General features: G+C 48.0%; 18 protein-coding genes and 1 riboswitch. Of the genes, 1 reads left to right on the top strand and 17 read right to left on the bottom strand.

Annotation, left to right across the window (positions count from 1 at the left end; all coding sequences use genetic code 11):
* Positions 1-101 precede the first annotated feature (101 nt).
* The 8 genes from WMO62_RS12910 to WMO62_RS12875 form a co-directional block, all read right to left on the bottom strand.
* Complete coding sequence (locus tag WMO62_RS12910; protein WP_349144890.1) at positions 102-1829, bottom strand: carbon starvation CstA family protein; 1728 nt, start codon at positions 1827-1829, stop codon at positions 102-104.
* A 1-nt stretch (position 1830) separates the two neighbouring features.
* Complete coding sequence (locus tag WMO62_RS12905) at positions 1831-2358, bottom strand: DUF8052 family protein (protein WP_117499622.1); 528 nt, start codon at positions 2356-2358, stop codon at positions 1831-1833.
* 90 nt (positions 2359-2448) lie between these two features.
* Positions 2449-3567: an ABC transporter ATP-binding protein gene (locus WMO62_RS12900; protein WP_349144889.1), complete on the bottom strand. Its 1119-nt coding sequence runs from the start codon at positions 3565-3567 to the stop codon at positions 2449-2451.
* 3 nt (positions 3568-3570) lie between these two features.
* The gene (locus WMO62_RS12895; protein ID WP_117499624.1) at positions 3571-4620 is read right to left on the bottom strand and encodes a FecCD family ABC transporter permease; all 1050 of its coding nucleotides are present in this window, start codon (positions 4618-4620) and stop codon (positions 3571-3573) included.
* A gap of 65 nt (positions 4621-4685) precedes the next feature.
* Positions 4686-5828, bottom strand: a complete 1143-nt coding sequence (locus WMO62_RS12890; protein ID WP_349144888.1) for an ABC transporter substrate-binding protein — start codon at positions 5826-5828, stop codon at positions 4686-4688.
* Positions 5825-6421 carry a hypothetical protein gene (locus WMO62_RS12885; RefSeq protein WP_349144887.1) on the bottom strand — a complete coding sequence of 199 codons (597 nt, stop codon included), beginning with the start codon at positions 6419-6421 and terminating at the stop codon, positions 5825-5827. Before WMO62_RS12885 ends, WMO62_RS12890 begins: the two co-directional genes overlap by 4 nt.
* Positions 6422-6500: 79 nt before the next feature.
* Positions 6501-7091 carry a hypothetical protein gene (locus WMO62_RS12880; RefSeq protein ID WP_349144885.1) on the bottom strand — a complete coding sequence of 197 codons (591 nt, stop codon included), beginning with the start codon at positions 7089-7091 and terminating at the stop codon, positions 6501-6503.
* A 15-nt stretch (positions 7092-7106) separates the two neighbouring features.
* Complete coding sequence (locus tag WMO62_RS12875) at positions 7107-8345, bottom strand: sirohydrochlorin cobaltochelatase (RefSeq protein ID WP_349144884.1); 1239 nt, start codon at positions 8343-8345, stop codon at positions 7107-7109.
* 152 nt (positions 8346-8497) lie between these two features.
* Positions 8498-8679, bottom strand: a riboswitch (cobalamin riboswitch).
* 168 nt (positions 8680-8847) lie between these two features.
* Here WMO62_RS12875 and WMO62_RS12870 point away from each other — a divergent pair.
* Complete coding sequence (locus WMO62_RS12870) at positions 8848-10722, top strand: ABC-F family ATP-binding cassette domain-containing protein (RefSeq protein ID WP_349144883.1); 1875 nt, start codon at positions 8848-8850, stop codon at positions 10720-10722.
* Here WMO62_RS12870 and WMO62_RS12865 read toward each other — a convergent pair whose 3' ends face one another.
* The 9 genes from WMO62_RS12865 to WMO62_RS12825 all read right to left on the bottom strand — a co-directional run bounded on the left by WMO62_RS12865 (position 10723) and on the right by WMO62_RS12825 (position 18969).
* Positions 10723-11145, bottom strand: a complete 423-nt coding sequence (locus WMO62_RS12865) for a stage V sporulation protein AB (RefSeq protein ID WP_118510765.1) — start codon at positions 11143-11145, stop codon at positions 10723-10725.
* Positions 11135-11761, bottom strand: coding sequence for a stage V sporulation protein AA (locus WMO62_RS12860; protein WP_349144882.1), 627 nt, complete (start codon positions 11759-11761; stop codon positions 11135-11137). The genes WMO62_RS12865 and WMO62_RS12860 overlap by 11 nt, the downstream gene beginning before the upstream one ends.
* 120 nt (positions 11762-11881) lie before the next feature.
* On the bottom strand, positions 11882-12631 hold the full coding sequence (locus tag WMO62_RS12855; RefSeq protein WP_117499631.1) for a SigB/SigF/SigG family RNA polymerase sigma factor: 750 nt from the start codon (positions 12629-12631) through the stop codon (positions 11882-11884).
* A gap of 9 nt (positions 12632-12640) precedes the next feature.
* A complete protein-coding gene (gene spoIIAB, locus WMO62_RS12850; protein ID WP_117499632.1) occupies positions 12641-13069 on the bottom strand; it encodes an anti-sigma F factor in 429 nt (142 codons plus the stop codon).
* A complete protein-coding gene (locus WMO62_RS12845) occupies positions 13066-13383 on the bottom strand; it encodes an anti-sigma factor antagonist (protein ID WP_178757248.1) in 318 nt (105 codons plus the stop codon). The genes spoIIAB and WMO62_RS12845 overlap by 4 nt, the downstream gene beginning before the upstream one ends.
* Before the next feature lie 118 nt (positions 13384-13501).
* On the bottom strand, positions 13502-14866 hold the full coding sequence (locus WMO62_RS12840) for a tetratricopeptide repeat protein (protein ID WP_117499634.1): 1365 nt from the start codon (positions 14864-14866) through the stop codon (positions 13502-13504).
* A 13-nt stretch (positions 14867-14879) separates the two neighbouring features.
* On the bottom strand, positions 14880-15023 hold the full coding sequence (locus WMO62_RS12835; protein ID WP_178757251.1) for a hypothetical protein: 144 nt from the start codon (positions 15021-15023) through the stop codon (positions 14880-14882).
* Positions 15016-16317, bottom strand: a complete 1302-nt coding sequence (locus WMO62_RS12830; RefSeq protein WP_349144881.1) for a bifunctional folylpolyglutamate synthase/dihydrofolate synthase — start codon at positions 16315-16317, stop codon at positions 15016-15018. The genes WMO62_RS12835 and WMO62_RS12830 overlap by 8 nt, the downstream gene beginning before the upstream one ends.
* A gap of 12 nt (positions 16318-16329) precedes the next feature.
* Complete coding sequence (locus WMO62_RS12825; RefSeq protein WP_349144880.1) at positions 16330-18969, bottom strand: valine--tRNA ligase; 2640 nt, start codon at positions 18967-18969, stop codon at positions 16330-16332.
* Positions 18970-18972 lie beyond the last annotated feature (3 nt).

Below are 18972 nucleotides of genomic sequence, written 5' to 3'. Positions count from 1 at the left end.
GTTAATACAAAGAAACGCCAAAACCGACATTTGCCGGAATTGGCGTTTCTTATATTAGGGACTTATTTTACAGCCCCTTTTTATTATCTTTTATGTAGTACTTATGCAGTTGCTTTTTTCGGGTTCTTCAAAGTCTGAACACCTTCAATAACAAGCACGATAGCAAGAACGATCAGCAGAACTCCAAGGATCGTCTGTGCCCACGGACCCCAGTCTGCACCGCCAGCCATGATCATACCAACCTGATTCTTAACGGTCAGTGCCAAAGAGCAGATAGTTACAACGATCATGAATCCCATAGGGAGCAGGAACATCTTGTTGTTCTTTCCGAGGTTACCAAGCCAGGTAGCTACAGCCAGAAGACCGATACCTGCCAGCAGCTGGTTTGCTGCTCCGAACAGACCCCAGATCTTGCCGTATCCGTTCATACCAAGGAGAATACCAAGTACAACTGTCAGGATGGTTGCAAAGTACGGATTAACCATAACTTTCTTCCAGCCCTCTTTTACATCTGCTGCAGTTTCACCAGGCTCCAGCCAGAACTCCTGGAACATGAAACGTGCAAGACGAGTTGCAGTGTCCAGTGATGTCAGACAGAATGCAGAGTAGGTCAATACCAGCAGAGAGTTCAGGATGGTGTAGCTTCCCGGAATGATATCGTCGATCATATGAGCAATACCACCACCGAAGATAGCGGTTGCTCCAACCAGAGCGCTGTCCGGGTTAGCTGCGTTCCATTTGTAAGCATATCCAATTGCGCACAGAGTCAGCACTGCAAGTACACACTCCAGAAGCATTCCGCCGTAAGCGATCGGTCTTGCATCCTTTTCTTTGTCAAGCTGTTTGGACGTGGTACCAGAGGAAACCAGTGAATGGAATCCGGAGATCGCACCACAGGCAACTGTTGTAAACAGTACCGGGAACAGATACTGCATTCCGTTTCCGTTGTCAACCGCAAATCCAGCGAATGCCGGGAAGCTGCTGTCAAAGGTCGGATGAGCTACGATAACACCAAAAGCTGCTACTGCCAGCATCGCGTACAGCAGGAAGGAGCTTAAATAGTCACGCGGCTGAAGAAGGATCCATACCGGTGTCACAGATGCAACTGCAATATAGATACCTACGATCCACATCCAAGTCTTGGTGGACAAATAAATCGGATGGAAATTCATACCAACTGCCATAATAAGAATGATGGCAAGTACTCCAACAACAGAAGCAATGCCCATTGGCATATTACGACGATATACGCAGAAACCAAATACGATAGCGATCAGAATAAACAGCAAGGAAATCATTGCCACCGTAGCTGGAGTTGCGGATTTAGCCATATCAAGTGCGCCGCTTTCATCATATACTGCTCCAAATGTAGAAGCTACGATAGAAGCAAATGCTGCTACTACCAGGATCAGAGTCAGGTAAGAGAAGATGATAAACAGCTGTTTTGCACGTTTGCTCATGTTAGCGGAGATGATCTCTCCGATAGACTGTCCTTTGTTACGAACAGAAGCGAACAGTGCACCAAAATCGTGAACGCCGCCGAAGAAGATTCCTCCGACCAGGATCCACAGAGTTACAGGCAGCCAGCCGAACATAGCTGCGCCGATCGGTCCGGTAATCGGGCCTGCGCCTGCGATAGATGAGAAATGATGTCCCATCAGAACCGGTGCTTTTGCCGGTACATAGTCCACGCCATCTTCCATGGTGTGAGCCGGTGTCTCAGTTTTGCTTTCACCTACGCCCCACTGCTTGCAGAGCCATCCGCCGTAGCAGATATATCCAGCTGCAAGAATAGCAACACAGATGATGAGAAGTACTAATGAATTCATGTTAACTTTCTCCCTTCAATGTTTGCGAATATAGTACCTTTTTCAAAATTTTCGCGGTATGGCGTCCCCCAAGGTTTCCGTCGATCTGTCCTGTCGACAGTTCCACCAGTGCGGTATGGTGATCCATCCAGCCATGCAGTGAAAAATGAAAACTTTTGTAAATGCGGCATTTTTTTAATGCCTTTCTTGCCGCTTCATCACAGGTATCGCAGATGAAGATCGGTGTAATATAAGAAGCCATATGTCCTGGTCCCACATGGATGCGCTCCATGGCTTCCGCCTGCACATGATCTCTCCACTGCTCGTAAAGCTCCAGTGTCAGATGCGGAATACTTAAAACATATAGAAATTCTTCATTGTCTGCCGACCACAGTTCTGCTTTTTTCGATATGACATACTGCCCCGAATGTTCAAAAAAATCACAGCGGGCTGTGATTGGGGTCTGGTCATCCTCGACCAATTGAATATTATAGCAGGAACTGAAGCTTCGCAGCAGCCGCTCGATAGCTGCTTCTCTTGTATAATGCATTTCCAGTATCCATTCCAAAAATTAAATTTTTATAAAGTTTCTAAAAACTTTTTTCATTATAATACTCAATTGGTATTTTCGCAATACTTTTTAGGTTGTTTGCAATACTTTTTTGATATTAATTTTCATCTTTGCATATTCATACAGTATTCTCAATGATTCTGCCTGCGCTCCCACTTCTGTCAAATCTACCGTACACAGCACCTCTTCACACTGATCGACCAGTGCTTTTGCCCGGTTCAGGGATGCTTCATCCATCTCGCAGAACGCTTTCACACTGACTACTTCGGATGCCAATGCTTTCGCTGCCGGATAATCCAGGTCATTTTCCCATAGAATACCTGCAGCAAAGGGAATTCCATCTCTCTGAAGCTTCCGAAATACGGCTGTGCCGGTTCCGTTTCCAGCCAGCACAAATACTTTCGGATCACCTTCTACCTTCGGCAGTTCCAGATCACCCGTGCGTTCTTCATAAGACCCAACTGTCATACCATAGAGCTTCGGTATGTAGCCGTCTGTAAAAATCTCCTCCGGTGTGCCAAAACGATCCACCCGGTCTCCATGAACACATGCGATCTTGTCAGAAATCCTTCCTGCCAGATCCAGCTCATGCAGAGACATGATAACAGACAGATGTCTAGTACGGGACATGTTCTGGATGATCGATAAAAATTCCAGCTTATAGCGAATATCCAGAAAAGACGTAGGCTCATCCAGCACAATGATATCCGGCTGCTGACATAGAGCTCTCGCCAGCATGACCCGCTGCTTCTGTCCGTCACTGGTCTTGGAGAAATCCCGCTCCGCCAGTTCTTCGATATGCACCAGTTCCATGGATTCCTGTACGATAGCCCAGTCTTTTTCAGACAGGATGCCAAATTTTCCCGTATAAGGATAACGTCCTGTTGCCACTACATCCTTGCAGGTCATCATCTCCGGGCGCACCCGTTCCGTCAGCACCACTGACAGCTTCTGTGACAGTTCCTTGCCAGTCAGCTTTTCCATGGAGGATCCATCCAGGCAGGCCACGCCGCCCAGTGGTTTTAACTGGCGGATAATGCTTTTTAAAATCGTCGTCTTTCCTGCCCCATTAGGTCCGATCAAGGTCATGATCTCACCTTTTTTCAGACAGAGCTCAATATCTTTGATCAGCGGAACGCCATGGTATCCAACTGTCAGTCCCTTGGTATAAAAATAAAACTCTTCCATGATTTATTCCGCCTTTTCTTTCTTCCGATGGATCATAATATAGATAACAACCGGAGCGCCAAATACTGCAGTTACAGTACTGATGGATAATTCCGTCGGTGCAAACAAGGTTCTTGCCAACAGGTCGCAGAACAGACAGAAGGATGCTCCTCCCAGAAAACAGGCTGGAATCATCAGGATCGGCTTTGCTGTCTGGAACAGGCTCTTTACCAGATGCGGCACTGCAATTCCCACGAAGGAAACCGGTCCTGCAAATGCGGTAACACATGCGGACAGCACACTGGAAAGCATAACAAGAACTACACGGAACATCTGCACATTAAGTCCCATATTTTTCGCATAGGATTCTCCCATCTGATAAGCACTGATGGGCTTGGACAGAAGAAAGATTCCTACGGTGGTGATACCAGTTACAATGGTCATCAACACCACATTTTCCCATGTGATACCGGAAAAGCTTCCCTTTGACCAGTTATGTAAATTCACGATATTGGCATCATCTGCAAAAGTCACTACAAAATCAGTAATTGCTGAACAGATATATCCGATCATAACACCACTGACGATCAGCATGGACATATTATCCATAACTCTGGACATAAGAATCACGAATCCCATACAGATCATAGCTCCCACAAATGCCGCCAGAATCATAACCCAGGAGCTTACACTCCAGGTGTAACCTAAGGATGCTACCATAATCAGCGCTACCACCAGCTTGGCTCCGGAAGAAATTCCAAGAGTAAATGGACTGGCAATCGGGTTGTGGAAAAAGGTCTGAAGCAGATAGCCAGACAGAGCCAGTGCTCCTCCCAGAATTGCTGCTGCCAGCGCACGTGGAAAACGGATTCCCATAACAATGTCTGAAAATGTCTCATCTGCTCCATGGCCGCTTAAGATCTTCGGAATCTCTGCCACCGGAATATTCACCGTTCCGATACATACATTCATGGCCAGAAAGATCACCAGCAGGATCAGCAGGATCAAAAATGCCACTCCATATCTGATATTTTCTCTTCCAGCATGTGCTGTTTTCTTTTGCCCGTTTGGCATCTTTATCTCCTGCCTTTCCTGTTTTATGCTCTAAGATGATCCAAAAATATTCGCATGTTACTGAATCAGTTCAACTTGTATAAATAGGTCAGTCCGCTCTCATCACCGGTCAGCATACCATGAATATCTGATGTGATCGTTCCCAGTTCCATGGTAGACTGATAGAGGTTTTTCGTGGTGCAATACACATTTCCATCCTGTACAGCCTTGAATTTTTCCAACAGCGGACTCTTGGCGATCAGGTCATCCACAGATGCCAGTTCACCATCAATGGTGCTGTTGTAGATGATGTAATCCGCATCTTTGGCTCCTGCATAGAACTCTTCCATCTGCATACTCAGAGTGGAAGCCGCATCATCCTCGTCGCCCAGATCCTTGAAAATGTAAGTACCTCCCGCCAGTTCGATCATCTTAGGCAGATAATCGGCACTCTTACGAACATTGGCTTCCCCGGTACTGGTAATATAGAAAAATGCCACTGTCTTTCCCGTCGGTTCTTCCTGGCTCACCGCCTCGAAGGCACCTGCCTCCGCTTCAAATGCCTGCTCTGCCTCTTCTTCATGACCGGTCAGCAGTCCATACAGCTTGACCCACTCGGTTCTTCCCAGCGGATTCTTCTCATAGCTGGAATAATCCACCATCACCGGAATGTTGAATTTCTCCAATTGCTCCTTGACTTCCGGTGTGTGATAGATCATGGTATTTTCAATAGCAAGTCCACAACCTTCTGACAGGATCTGCTCATAGTCCGGTGCAGAATATTTACCAGCATAGATGATATTTCCTGCTTCCATCTCCTGTTTTGCTGCTTCTATATACCATCCGTCTTCCTTCTGAGAGCTGAAACGAATGGAGTCCAATGCATCAATAGATACAAACATATCCATCACTGCCGATGCCACCAGATAAATGTTGGTCAGCGGCTGCTTGAGCACTGTAATATCCTTTGCCAGATCATCCGGTGCTTCTTTTCCTTCCGGAACGATCAGGTAACGACCATCATCTGCAACGGTGGCCAATGCATATCCATCATTATAATAGTCCACAGAAAACTCTTCTGCATATGTTAATTCCATACTGTGATCGTAGGTCAGCTCCGAACTGATATTGGTATCTTTCTCTTTTCCTGCACCTGATCCGCTTCCGCAGGCTGTCAGGGAAACTGCCATTACGACACTCAGCAGCATAGCTGTTATTTTCTTCTTCATACTTCTTTACTCTTTTTCTTCTTTGTAAGGATCACGACTACCACACCTGCTGCAACTACCACTGCAAGATATATGATCTGCTGTCCTGGTGCTGCCTGTCTTCCACTGGTAATGGAGTCGGATGCAAATGTCAGGGTATATTCAATCTCATGAGGAACACTCATGGCGGTAGTGTCTGCGATCACATCCATCGGCTTATCCATAACAGTGACCGGAAGTTCAAATACAGAATTTCCATCTGTATTAATGGGGTCATAAGTAGTCTCTCCCACTTTCATATAGTCATAATGAGAACTACTCCATTCGATCTGTGCATATGCACATCCCTCTTTTACGACCAGAGTTGCCGGAGATGTGATGGTTGCACGACCACTTCCTCCTCCAAGAACTACATCAATCTTGTAAGTTCCATCGCTCATGTCCACTTTCATGGGCTGAGCTTCTGCAGCTCCTGCCAGATCCACGCTGACCAGGTCAGTCTGTTCTTCTGTACTCTCTGCCGCATAGCTTGTCATGGAAATACCTGTCACTCCTGTTACAAGCAGTGCTGCTGTCAGAATTCCTGTCAATTTCATCCAGATTTTTCTTTTCATCTTTGTCCTCTCTTTCCATAGCACAACGACCCGGGCAAATTGCCCGGGCCGTCCATGCGACAGATCTTTCATCACTGGCTTATTCTGCCTTCACCGGATTGGTCACGCTGACTTTGTGATCATACCAGGTTCCTTTTTCACCGATCAGTGCCACATCAAACTCTTTGTCCAGAGCCGGTACCGGAATATCAAATCCGTATACTTCCTCAGATTCTCCGTCACTATAGGTAACGGTATCTGTAGTCGGCTCCAGAAGTTCTGCTCCATCCTTCTGTGCATCTTCTGCAAGACCCGGATAGAGGTTCACGATCTTCTTGGAGGCAAGTGACACATGAATGGTCATCTTGCCGTTCTCTACTGTCAGGACACCTTTTCCATCGTTTGCTTCATTTACATGAAACATTCCGCTGTCAGTGTCAAACTCTGCAGTGTAGACACCATCTTCCAGCGGTGCTGCAGTCTCTTCTGCTTCCTCAGTTGTCGCTTCTGCTTCTTCTGTGTCAGCTTCCTTAGTCTCCTCTGCAACATCAGCCTTCGTAGTATCTGCTTCAGCAGTCTCTTCTGTCTCCTGTGCAGGCGCCTCGGTCTGTGCGTCTTTGCTTCCACATCCTGTCATGATGGCACAGCTCAATGCTGCCACCCCCAGCAATGTAACGATCTTTCTTTTCATGTTCTGTCTCTTCCTTTACTTTCCGATGACAGCTGCGGTGTGTGCTACATAGAGATCCTGAACAGCCGGGATCTCACCAAGACCAGCGATCTGAGTATCTACGCTGTCAAAGCTTCCAGAAGCCTTGAACTGGCTTAACCAGGAATCAGCATCCTCACCTGCCATGTCGTTATTTGCATGATCTCCAGCCACTACCATCAGCGGACGAAGAACAACTTTCTTGTAACCTGCATCAGCAACTGCTTTGATCACGTTCTCACATGCAGTCTCTTCCGGCTCGCCCTCTACGGTTCCGATGAATACGTTCTTGTATCCAAGCTCGTCCATCTGTGCCTGCATCTGGCTGTAGGAAACTTTTGCGGTATGGGAAGTACCATGTCCCATGAATACAAATGCGGTTCCGTCCTCTGCTGCAGCATCTGTACTGTCATATCCAGCAGTCTTAACTGCCTCAGCGGTGATTGCTTCTGCAACTGCCTTCTTATCCTCATTTACAGCAGAAGCGTCTGCTCCAACCTCACCAAGCAGCGGCTCAGCGATCTTAACAGACTCAAATTTATCCTCGTAGTTTGCAACTGCCTCACAAAGCTCATCGTACTCAGCACCATGCATCAGATGGGTCGGCTGTACAACCAGGTTCTTAACACCATTATCTACAGCTCTCTCAAGTGCCTGATCCATGTTGTCAATGTGCTCATCATCACGAGCCTGGATATGGTTGATAATGATCTGTGCGGTAAATGCACGTCTTACAGACCAGTCCGGATTAGCCTCTGCAAGAGCATCCTCGATGCCTTTGATATCAGCTACACGGCTGTCGTTGAAAGAAGTACCAAAGCTTACTACCAGAAGCTCGTTCTCTCCGATCTCATCCTGGTTACGCGGATCATCCTTGGAAGCATCTCCGGTGTCGCGTCCGAAGTAATCCGGATCAGCTTCTTCACCTTCAACCAGCTCTTTCTGAGCATCAGTCAGAGCATCCCATGCCTCTTTTGCTGCTTTACAATCCTCATCGGTAGTCTCAGTTCTTTCCTGAACGTAGATCTTATCGATCAGAGCTGCAACCTCGTCTGCTGCTGCCTGGTCAGCATCTGCATCTTCTGCTGCATCCTCAGCCGGAGCTTCTGTTGTCTCCTCAGTGGTCTCTTCGGTAGTCTCTGCCGGAGCTTCTGTTGTTGTCTTACTTCCGCAGCCTGCAACTAATGTTGCGGTCATAGCTGCTGCACAAAGAACTGCTACAACTTTCTTCTTCATGTTTTTTCTCTCCCTTAAAGAAATATTTTGCAATGATACTGAAGCCGCTAAATAAAAGGGATGCGAAAAAGACAAAAACCAACATGCGTGCGCAGTCGGTTTATCGAAATCTATCTTTCGGTACAACCAAACCTCGTGATCTGGAATATGTATTTCCCGTACCACAGCTGGCAGGTCTCCTGACTCGCAGTTCCACATAGTCTGTCTGCCTTCCCAAGTCTCCTCAGTGGCATCATCGACAACTACTCGCTGCATACAGTGACGAGATCGCACAGGCCTCTCACCTGTTTCCCTATTCTCCGCAAAATGCGGCACCAACTGTTTCTTATTTAGTTTTCAGAACTCATTACGTGTGTAAGTATAACACTGTCTGCTCCATAGGGCAAGTGTTAAAAGAAATATTATGAAACTTTCCAGGGAGCATTTACCCTTTTCTGCTGCCTTGCAATGTGCTTTGATCTTTGATATAGTTAGGAATCATATTTTACCGTGAGGAGCACCCATGTTATTACAGATTCAGGACGGCACGCTCAGCATTGGAGCACAGACTGTCCTTGCACATTTTGATTTTGAGATCCGTGGAAATGAGAAGATTGCCATCGTGGGCAGAAATGGCTGTGGAAAGACAACACTCCTTCGACTTCTGGCGGGAGAACTCTCCCTTGACCGTGATGATCATTCCAAGGCACAGGGAATCCTTACTTCTCGATCCCTGACCACCGGCCTGCTCTGTCAGCAGGCTTTTTCTGACACCACCATTACCGTGGAGGAAGAACTTCTCAAATCCTGTCCATGTCCTGACAAATGGGATCGGGAACGTTTCACCTGGGAACAGGAATATGACCGTCTCTTCACTGGTTTCGGATTTTCCAAAGAAGATAAAAGGAAAAGGCTGTCGCAGTTCTCTGGCGGCGAGCAGACGAAGATTGCCCTGATCCGTCTTCTTCTTGCCCATCCTGATATTCTGCTGCTGGATGAACCTACCAACCATCTGGACATGGAAACAACCGAATGGTTAGAAGAGTATCTGCGTCAATATGCCGGTGCCGTGGTCATGGTCTCTCATGACCGGTTCTTTCTGGACCGGACGGCTGATACGGTCTGTGAATTCCGGCAGCAGAAACTGATCCGCTATGCCGGCAACTATACTTCTTATAAAGAACAAAAATCCAGAGACCTGGCAATTCAGGAACGGTCTTACCGTCACCAGCAGGAAGAGATCGAACGGCTGGAGGAACTGATCGAACGATTCAAGAACAAGCCTAAAAAAGCGGCATTTGCCAGATCCAGAAAAAAGATCCTGGAGCGAATGCCAAAGATAGAAAAACCTCCAGTGGAAGATTATCACATATTCACCGGCGCACTGGAACCATCCGTGCGCAGTGCCAAGTGGGTATTGGAGGCAGAACATTTACAGATTGGTTATGACAAGACACTGCTGGAACTGTCTCTTCGGATCCGCCGAGGTCAGAAGCTCGGTATCATCGGTCCCAACGGAGCCGGAAAATCCACGTTTCTGAAGACCGCAGCAGGACTGATCCCACCTGTCAAGGGAACTCTGACCCTTGGCCAACAGGTGCTGATGGGCTATTTTGACCAGCAGACCGCAGCTCTGCAGTCAGATCTGACCGTGGTGGAACATTTTCATGAACAGTTCCCGTCCCTGACAGACAAGGAAGTACGCCAGACTCTTGGCGCCTTCTTATTCACAGGGAAGGATACAGCGAAGAAGGTCTCTTCCTTGTCCGGCGGTGAAAAATCCCGTCTGGTCCTGGCAGAGCTCTTCAAAAGCTGTCCCAACTTCTTTGTGCTGGATGAGCCCACCAACCACATGGACATTCCTGCCAAAGAGACGCTGGAGTCTGCATTTCGTGCTTACACAGGCACCTTATTGTTCGTCTCCCATGACCGGTATTTTATCCGTCAGGTGGCAGAATCCCTGCTGATCTTTGATGACCAGTCCGTATTCTATTATCCGTTTGGATATGAACATTATCTGGCTCATCGAAACCAGGGTTCAGGCGAAGAGCTGGCAGCCAGTCTCCGGGCAGAAGAACAGGCATTGTTAAGCGGACTTCAAAGTGTCCCCATGCCGGAGCGCCATCGCCTCAGAGAGTACAGTACTGAGCAGTCATACGAAGACTGGCAGCTCAGACTTCTGACAGAACCCATGGAGCAGACCCGTATGGAACTGGAGCAGTTCTGGAATGCCAGAGATGAGATCCAAGAATGGACAGATCCCGCTTATGCTGAAGATTGCCTCCTCAAAGAGACAACCCTTACCGATGCTTATACAAAGTGCTGTCTTGCCTGGTACGACAAGTGGGCAGAATTTCATCCCGAGCCGGACAAAGAGACCTGGCTGCTCCCATCTTAACTACCATCCATAACCGAAATACGCATGCATCCATGCCCCGGCTGCTCTTCCAAGTGCCATGCTCAAGATCAGCCAGGGCATACCTGTCTTCAGGCGGATCCTTCTGCTGAACACCGGCACTGCATCCACGATCTCCGTCAGTGCCATGGCCCAGGTTCCTGTAAACACACCCGAAAACAGACCAAACGCGATCACTCCCGGAAGTCCGATGGGTAACCTAAACTGATAGACACTGAACAGATTTCCGAGGATACCGCCTAAAGCCGCCGCATTTTCATAATGGATCACATAGGCGGCTGTGTGGGTCTTGCCTGCAAATCTGGAGATCACTCCCAGAGCGATCAGCAGGGCAAACATTCCTCCTGCCACCGCCAGTCCGCTGGCAAAACCCAGAAGGCCTGCAAATAATTCTCTAATCCACATCAATACTCGTCTCCTTCCGGTTGCAGCCCTCCACCAGCGTGGTGTTGACGTCATCCTCATAGAGACGCATCTGTACTTCGATGGGTGTCGGATCTTTTGTGATCCGTTTTCCACCGAAATGATTATAAAAGACGATGATACCCACAGCGATCCCCACAGAATACATGATCTCCATCACCGTAAATCCATTGCTCTCTTGCCCTGTGACCAGTTCATAGGTTCGGGCAAATACCTCATGCACCCCCACATCATTATTAAATACCATTATTGAAAATGCGGAACCAAAGAAGATCAGCACACAGAGAATACTGACCTTTAGCCATGCCAGCCGGTCATGCGAATACTCCGACGATTCATATTCAATAATAAAATCGGTCTCTCCCAGGTTCTGGATCTCTAGATCCGGATAGATCTGATGGATCAGCTCCACCACTTTCATGATAGAAAAAATGTACCGGTCACTTTTCTCTGCCTGTATTTTCAACAGCTTCAGGGTTTTCAGCCGGTTTTTCTTGTTAAGATCCGTGCATTCCAGTTTTGCAACATCTCCCAGTCTCACATCCACATGATCTACCTGATGATTCCGGTCAATCTTCAAATACAGGATCTCACTCATGGTTTTCACACCTCCACTTTCCGACTTTCTGTGTCATCTCCATGTATCTCCTTCTCTGTGATCCATGTTTCCCACAGTATGCCCGGAATTATACGGGATTATCCACAGGAGCCAGCTGGATTACCCACCTTCCAGCCGCTCCCTCATTGTTTTCAGGATCCGTTTCTCCATGCGGCTCACCTGTACCTGAGAGATTCCCATACGTTCAGCCACTTTCGTCTGTGTCTGTTCCTGCAGATACCTCCAGATGATCAGCTTTCGTTCTGACTCCGGCAATTCCTCCAACAGCTGTTCCAATACTACCCTGTTAAGAAGAGCCTCTTTTTCCCGATCTCCGGCAGATACACGCTCCCCGGCATTTCGACTGTCGATCCGATCCAGCAATGAGATCTCGCTTCCGTCTTCCTGACTGTAAGTCCGGTCAATAGACTCCACCTCCAGCCCTGCATCCAGCGATTCCACGATCTCTTCTCTGGACAGTGCAGTAGCTTCTGCCAGTTCCTCCAAGGTAGGCTCCCTCCCCCACCGATTCCTATAGTTCTCGGTCTCCCGCCGGATCTTCCATCCATTTTCCTTTAATGTACGACTGACCTTCACCAGACCATCGTCCCTCAGAAAACGCTTGATCTCCCCCATGATCATAGGCACGGCATAGGTAGAGAATCGCACCTCAAAGGAACAGTCAAATTTATCGATTGCTTTCATAAGCCCGATGGCTCCGATCTGGAACAGATCCTCGTTCTCTGTACCTCTGCCGGAGAAGCGGCGGACGATGCTCCACACCAGTCCCATATTCTGCTCAACAAGCTGTGCTCTCGCTCTCTCATCCCCATGGTGTGCTCTGTCGATCAGACCCATCACATCATCCATAGAGACTACCTACTCTTCTGCATTTCCAAGAGTTTTCCGCATGGTCACTGTAGTTCCCAGCCCCGGCTCTGACTCCACCTGTACTTCATCCATGAAGGCTTCCATAAACATAAATCCCATACCAGAACGCTCCTGCTTGGGACGGCTGGTATAGAGAGGTTCCATAGCCTGATGAATATCGGCGATCCCCACGCCTTCATCAATGACCTGCACCTGTACGGTCTGATCTTCTGTCCGGCAGCGGACGATCACGGTATGTATCCCATCGGGATAACCATGGATAATGGCATTGGTCACCGCCTCTGATACTGCGGTCTTAATATCCGCCACCTCCTCCAGTGTAGGGTTCAACTGCGTCACAAAGGCCGCCACCGCCACCCTTGCAAATGCTTCATTCTCTGAAATACTGTCAAATGCCAGCGTCATTTCATTTTTCATCTGTCTTCCTCCTTGTCCAGCGAAATATACTGTTCAATGCCGGACAGTTCCAGCACCCTCTGGATCCGGCGGCTCATATGACTTATGATCACTTTTCCGCCCAGTGCCTCCATCATCTGACTTCTGCCGATCAGAAGCCCGATCCCTGCACTGTCCATAAACATCGTTCTTGAAAAATCAAACTCCACTTCCGTGACTGGTTCTTTCCGGATCATCTGGTCCACCTGGATCCGTATCGACTCTGTCTTATGGTGATCCACCTCCTGGGGAAGCCGCACCACCAGACGCGCACCCTCTCTTATTAAAAATCCCATAACCGTTCTCCTTTCTTGCCCACCAGCATCCCATGCAAATATTCCCCGGCTTTTTTCACATAAAAAGGGACGTTGTATTTCTACAACGTCCCTCACTTCAGGGTTCTTCTTTTGTATATTACAGATTATCCAAGAGACCTTGAGCATCTGTTGCTTTTCTCGTATTCGGGAATTCATCCACAACTTTCTGATAGTAGATCTTTGCATTCTCTGTATCGCCGGATTTCTGATAAGATCTGGCAAGGAAATACAGAGCATCTCCCTGGCTGTTATCCAGTTCATAGCATTTCTTCAGATCCGTGATCGCTGTGGCATAGTCACCACTCTCATAAGCTGCATATCCGGTTCTGTAAAGAGACTGTACCGCACTGGTTCCCACCTCTTTGAATACAGCATCATAGAGAACTCTTGCATCAGCGGACAGGCTTTCCTGATCTACTGACTGGAGCTGCTCCAGCGCTCCGGCTGCATCTCCATCTGCATGGGCTTTATATGCTGCCAGCAGTGCTTCCTGACTCTTCAGCTTATTTTCTGCATCTTTTGCAGTCTCCTCAGCCGCCTGCGTCTTCTCCTGGAGAGTTGTCATCTCTGCCTGGAGACTTTCCAGCGCTGCAGTCTTGGACTCTACCTGATCGCTGTACTCAGCCACTGCCTTGTTGAGCCCGTCATTATTTAACCGGTGCTGTGCAGGCAGGATCAGAAACCACATAACCGCAACACCGATCACCAGTCCGATCACCATATTAAGCACTGCATGGAAATTGCTGTTGTCCTTCACACCTACTGGCTGAATGATGGTCTCATTCCCGCTGGTGTACGCAATAGAATCTTTTTTATGGGCAATGACCGCTTCCTTTTCTGCCTGTTTTCCACCAGCCGCATCCACTTCCTTCATATACCGGAGGGCACGGGTATTGGTCCGGTCAATGGCCAGCACTCTGCGCAGCTCATTTCTGGCACGTCCATAATTATCCGCATGTATATAGAGCAATGCCAGCAGCAGATGACCTTTCAGAAGATTCATATTCGTTGAAAGGATCTTCTTCAGCTGAATGATTGCCAGATCATAGCTCTGCTGTTCACAGTATACCAGTGACTGGTTGTATTTCCGGATCGTCGTATTGATCATCTCCAGCTTGGCCGGATTGCTCTGAATAGACTCAATATAATCATCCGCCAGGTTCTTCTCCGGCTGGAAGCTGCGGCTGATGATCCACTGTGACAGGGCATCCACCACTTCTCCCATCTCAAAATATACCAGTCCCAGAAGGTTTCTCGCATCCGTGTTCTTCTTGTTGAACTTCAGGCTCTGACGCAGAGACATGACCGCACCGGTCAGGTCACGCACCTTCGCCTTTGCAAGACCTTCATTGTAATAAGCATTGGACAACTGGAGCATTCTTCTGTAAAGCTTCACATCTGCCCCACAGTGGCTGCAGTAGTCTGTTGTTTTCAGAACTGCTCCGCAGTTAAAACACTTCATATATCCACCTTTTCTACTGACGGTTCTTAATCTCTTTGAGCATCTCGTCCAGCAGATCCGTCACATCTGCCAGATTATTTTTGTACACGTTATCCTCCACCTGATCGATCTCAGGGCTTGGACGGAATTTTTTCAGTTCCTCTTCAAAATCAAGCATTCTTTCTGCTCCTTATCAGACTTTTCAGGCTTCCTACCAGATACAGGGATCCCACGCAGAAGAGCACACCGTCTCCCTTTCTCTTCATCGCCTCATCAAATGCATCATCAATGAAAGATATCTCTTCCACCGGACGAGTCGTATATTTGCGGAAGATCTGAGCCAGCTCCTCTGACGGAACCTGCCGGTAAGAATCAATCTGTGTCACCACGACACTTTCAAAATCCAGACTCTCACAGATGGTTCGGATCATCCCATCATAATCCTTTTCCTTTACGCAGGAAAATAACAGCGTCAGCTTCGTGTCCTTCTGGAATTTGCGGGCAGTCTTTACAAACTCTTCCACACCGGAGTCATTGTGGGCTCCATCCAGGATCACACCGGGAAGGACCGTTTCCATTCTTCCCTGCCAGTGCATGCGCTCCATGCCCCGATGAATGTCTTCCTCGGTCAGCCCGATATCCATCACCTCTGCAGCAGTCACAGCTTCCATAGCATTCATGATCTGATATTCTGCCACGCTGTCGATTGACACGTCCATAGGTCCATAATACCCAGTATCCATGGAAAAATCAATCGTTTTATGGGTGTTCATCAAAATTTTATACATCTCCGGGCGTATCGCATAAGCCCTGGAATGCATCTGGGCGGCATAGGCCTCGATCACCTCAGAGACATCCTCTCTGGTGCCATCATAGACCACCGGACAGCCCTCTTTGATGATACCCGCTTTTTCTCCTGCAATCTTGGCACAGGTGTCACCCAGATACTCGGTGTGCTCCAGACTGATGGAAGTGATCACCGAGATCAACGGATGCTCGATTACATTGGTGGCATCAAACCGTCCGCCAAGCCCGGTCTCCAGTACCACATATTCCATATTCGCTTTGTCGAAAATGTAGATACCCATAAGGAACAAAAGTTCAAAAAAGGTCGGGTGTGCAAAGGTATCCGGCTGTTCCTTCAGAAGAGTATGGACCATATCCATCACTGCCTCAAAGGCTTCCAGGAACAGTTCATTGGATACATTTTCCTGATTAATCTGGAACCGCTCATTGATATCCACCAGATGCGGGGATGTAAACAGCCCCGTCTGCTTTCCTGCCGTTGTCAGAATGGATGACAGATAGGCGCAGACAGAGCCTTTGCCGTTGGAGCCGGCCACATGGATCAGCTTCATGCGGCGCTCCGGATGTCCCATTTTCTCCAGTACGGCTTTTGTATTTTCCAATGTATTTTTTGTTGTGAATCTGGGCGTATCATTGATATACGCCTCTGCTTCTTGGTAAGTCATCTTACGCTCCACTTATTCTCCCAGCTGTGCCAGACGCTCTTTTACCTGGTTCATCATCTGGGTGTATTTTTCCCTCTTGTCACGTTCTTCCTGAATCTTTGCTTCCGGTGCACGGCTGACGAATTTCTCATTGTTCAACATACCATTTACACGGGCAAGCTCGCCTTCCAGACGTTTAACCTCTTTCTGAAGACGCTCTCTCTCCTTCTCGATATCTACCAGTTCTGCCAGCGGCATGTAGATAGCTGCTTCTGGAAGAAGGGCAGATACAGCATCCTCTGCAATACCGGTCTTGTCTGCCTGCACGAGCACTTCACTTGCAAATCCAAGGGCTGCAAAGAATACCTTTCCATGCTCAAAGATATTGCGGATCTCTGCATTATCAGATACCACATAAACCGTTGCTTTCTTACTGTTCGGTACGTTCATGCTGGTACGAACAGTACGGATACCACGGACAGCCTCTTTAATAGTTTCGATGGCCTTCTCCTCTGCTGCGAAGTTCCACTCTTCTTTATACTCTGGCCAGGAGGAGATCATGATAGATTCCTCATCAGACAGGTTACAGAAGATCTCCTCTGTGATAAATGGCATATACGGATGCAGCATCTTCAGTGCATTGATCAGTACATGCTTCAGAGTCCACAGGGCAGCTCCCTTGGTTGCATCGTCATCATTCCACAGACGTGGTTTTACCATCTCAATATACCAGTCACAGAATTCTTCCCAGATAAAGTCATAGATCTTCTGAACTGCAATACCAAGATCGAAGTTATCCATGTTGGCAGTGACTTCTTTTGCAAGGCTGTTAACCTTGGACAGGATCCAGCGGTCAGCATCCGTCAGAGTATTCAGATCGATCTGCTCCGGAATCTCAGCCTTCTCCATATTCATCATAATGAAACGGGAAGCGTTCCATACTTTATTTGCAAAGTTTCTGCTGGCTTCTACACGCTCCATATAGAAACGCATATCATTTCCCGGTGCATTGCCTGTTACCAGAGTCAGGCGCAGAGCGTCAGCACCATATTTATCAATGATCTCCAGCGGATCAATACCATTTCCAAGAGATTTACTCATCTTACGTCCCAGAGAGTCACGTACCAGACCGTGGATCAGTACATGATGGAACGGGCATTTTCCAGTCTGCTCATAGCCGGAGAATACCATACGGATTACCCAGAAGAAGATAATATCATATCCGGTTACCAGTACATCAGTCGGATAGAAATACTCCAGATCCTCTGTGTTCTTCGGCCAGCCCAGGGTCGAGAACGGCCACAGTGCAGAGGAGAACCAGGTGTCCAGCGTATCCGGATCCTGCGTCAGATGCTTGCATCCGCATTTCGGGCAAACCTCCGGTGCTGTCTTGGATACAACGATCTCACCGCAGTCATCACAGTAGTAAGCCGGTATCCGATGTCCCCACCAGAGCTGTCTGGAAATACACCAGTCACGGATATTCTCCAGCCAGTGCAGGTAAATCTTGTCAAAACGCTCCGGAACAAAGGTCAGATCACCATTTTTGATCGCTTCGATCGCCGGCTTTGCCATCTCTTCCATCTTCACGAACCACTGCTGTTTGATCATCGGCTCTACGGTAGTGCCGCAGCGGTCATGGGTTCCTACATTATGAACATGGTCTACCACTTTTACCAGCAATCCTTGTGCATCAAGATCAGCTACCATAGCTTTTCTTGCCTCATAACGATCCATGCCGTCATATTTGCTGCCCGGGCAGTTGATGGTGGCATCATCATGCATGATATTGATCTCAGCCAGATTATGACGTCTTCCTACCTCGAAATCGTTCGGGTCATGAGCCGGCGTGATCTTTACGCAGCCGGTTCCGAACTCTTTGTCCACATACGGATCAGCGATCACCGGGATTTCTCTGTCTGTCAATGGAAGCTTCAGAGTCTTTCCAATGAGGTGTTTGTATCTGTCATCATCCGGATTGACTGCCACTGCCGTATCACCAAGCAGAGTCTCCGGACGGGTGGTTGCGATCTCCACATAACCACTTCCGTCAGCGATCGGATAATTGATGTGCCAGAAATGTCCAGCCTGCTCCTCATGCTCTACCTCTGCATCAGAGATGGACGTATGACATACCGGACACCAGTTAATGATTCTGGAACCTTTGTAGATGTATCCTTTCTCATAGAGACGGGTAAATACTTCCAGAACTGCCTCAGAGCATCCTTCATCCATGGTGAAACGCTCTCTGTCCCAGTCACAGGAGGAACCAATCTTCTTTAACTGCTCTACGATGGTGCGGCCATACTCTTCACGCCACTCCCAGGTTCTCTTCAGGAACCCTTCACGGCCCAGTTCATTCTTGTCGATACCTTCTTCTTTCAGCTTGTTGATCACCTTTACCTCAGTGGAAATGCTGGCATGGTCAGTTCCCGGAACCCACAGTGCTGCATAACCCTGCATTCTCTTGTAACGGATCAGAATATCCTGAAGAGTATTGTCCAGTGCATGTCCCATGTGCAGCTTACCGGTAATATTTGGCGGCGGCATCACGATAGTAAACGGTTTTTTGCTTCTGTCTACTTCTGTGTGAAAATATTTTCTTCCCATCCATTTGGCATAGGTCCGATCCTCAATGCTGGACGGATCATAAGTCTTTGCAAGTTCTTTCATAAT

The sequence above is a fragment of the Hominiventricola aquisgranensis genome (assembly GCF_040096225.1).
Classification (GTDB): domain Bacteria; phylum Bacillota; class Clostridia; order Lachnospirales; family Lachnospiraceae; genus Hominiventricola; species Hominiventricola aquisgranensis.
This window is presented reverse-complemented; position numbering and strand designations above follow the sequence as displayed.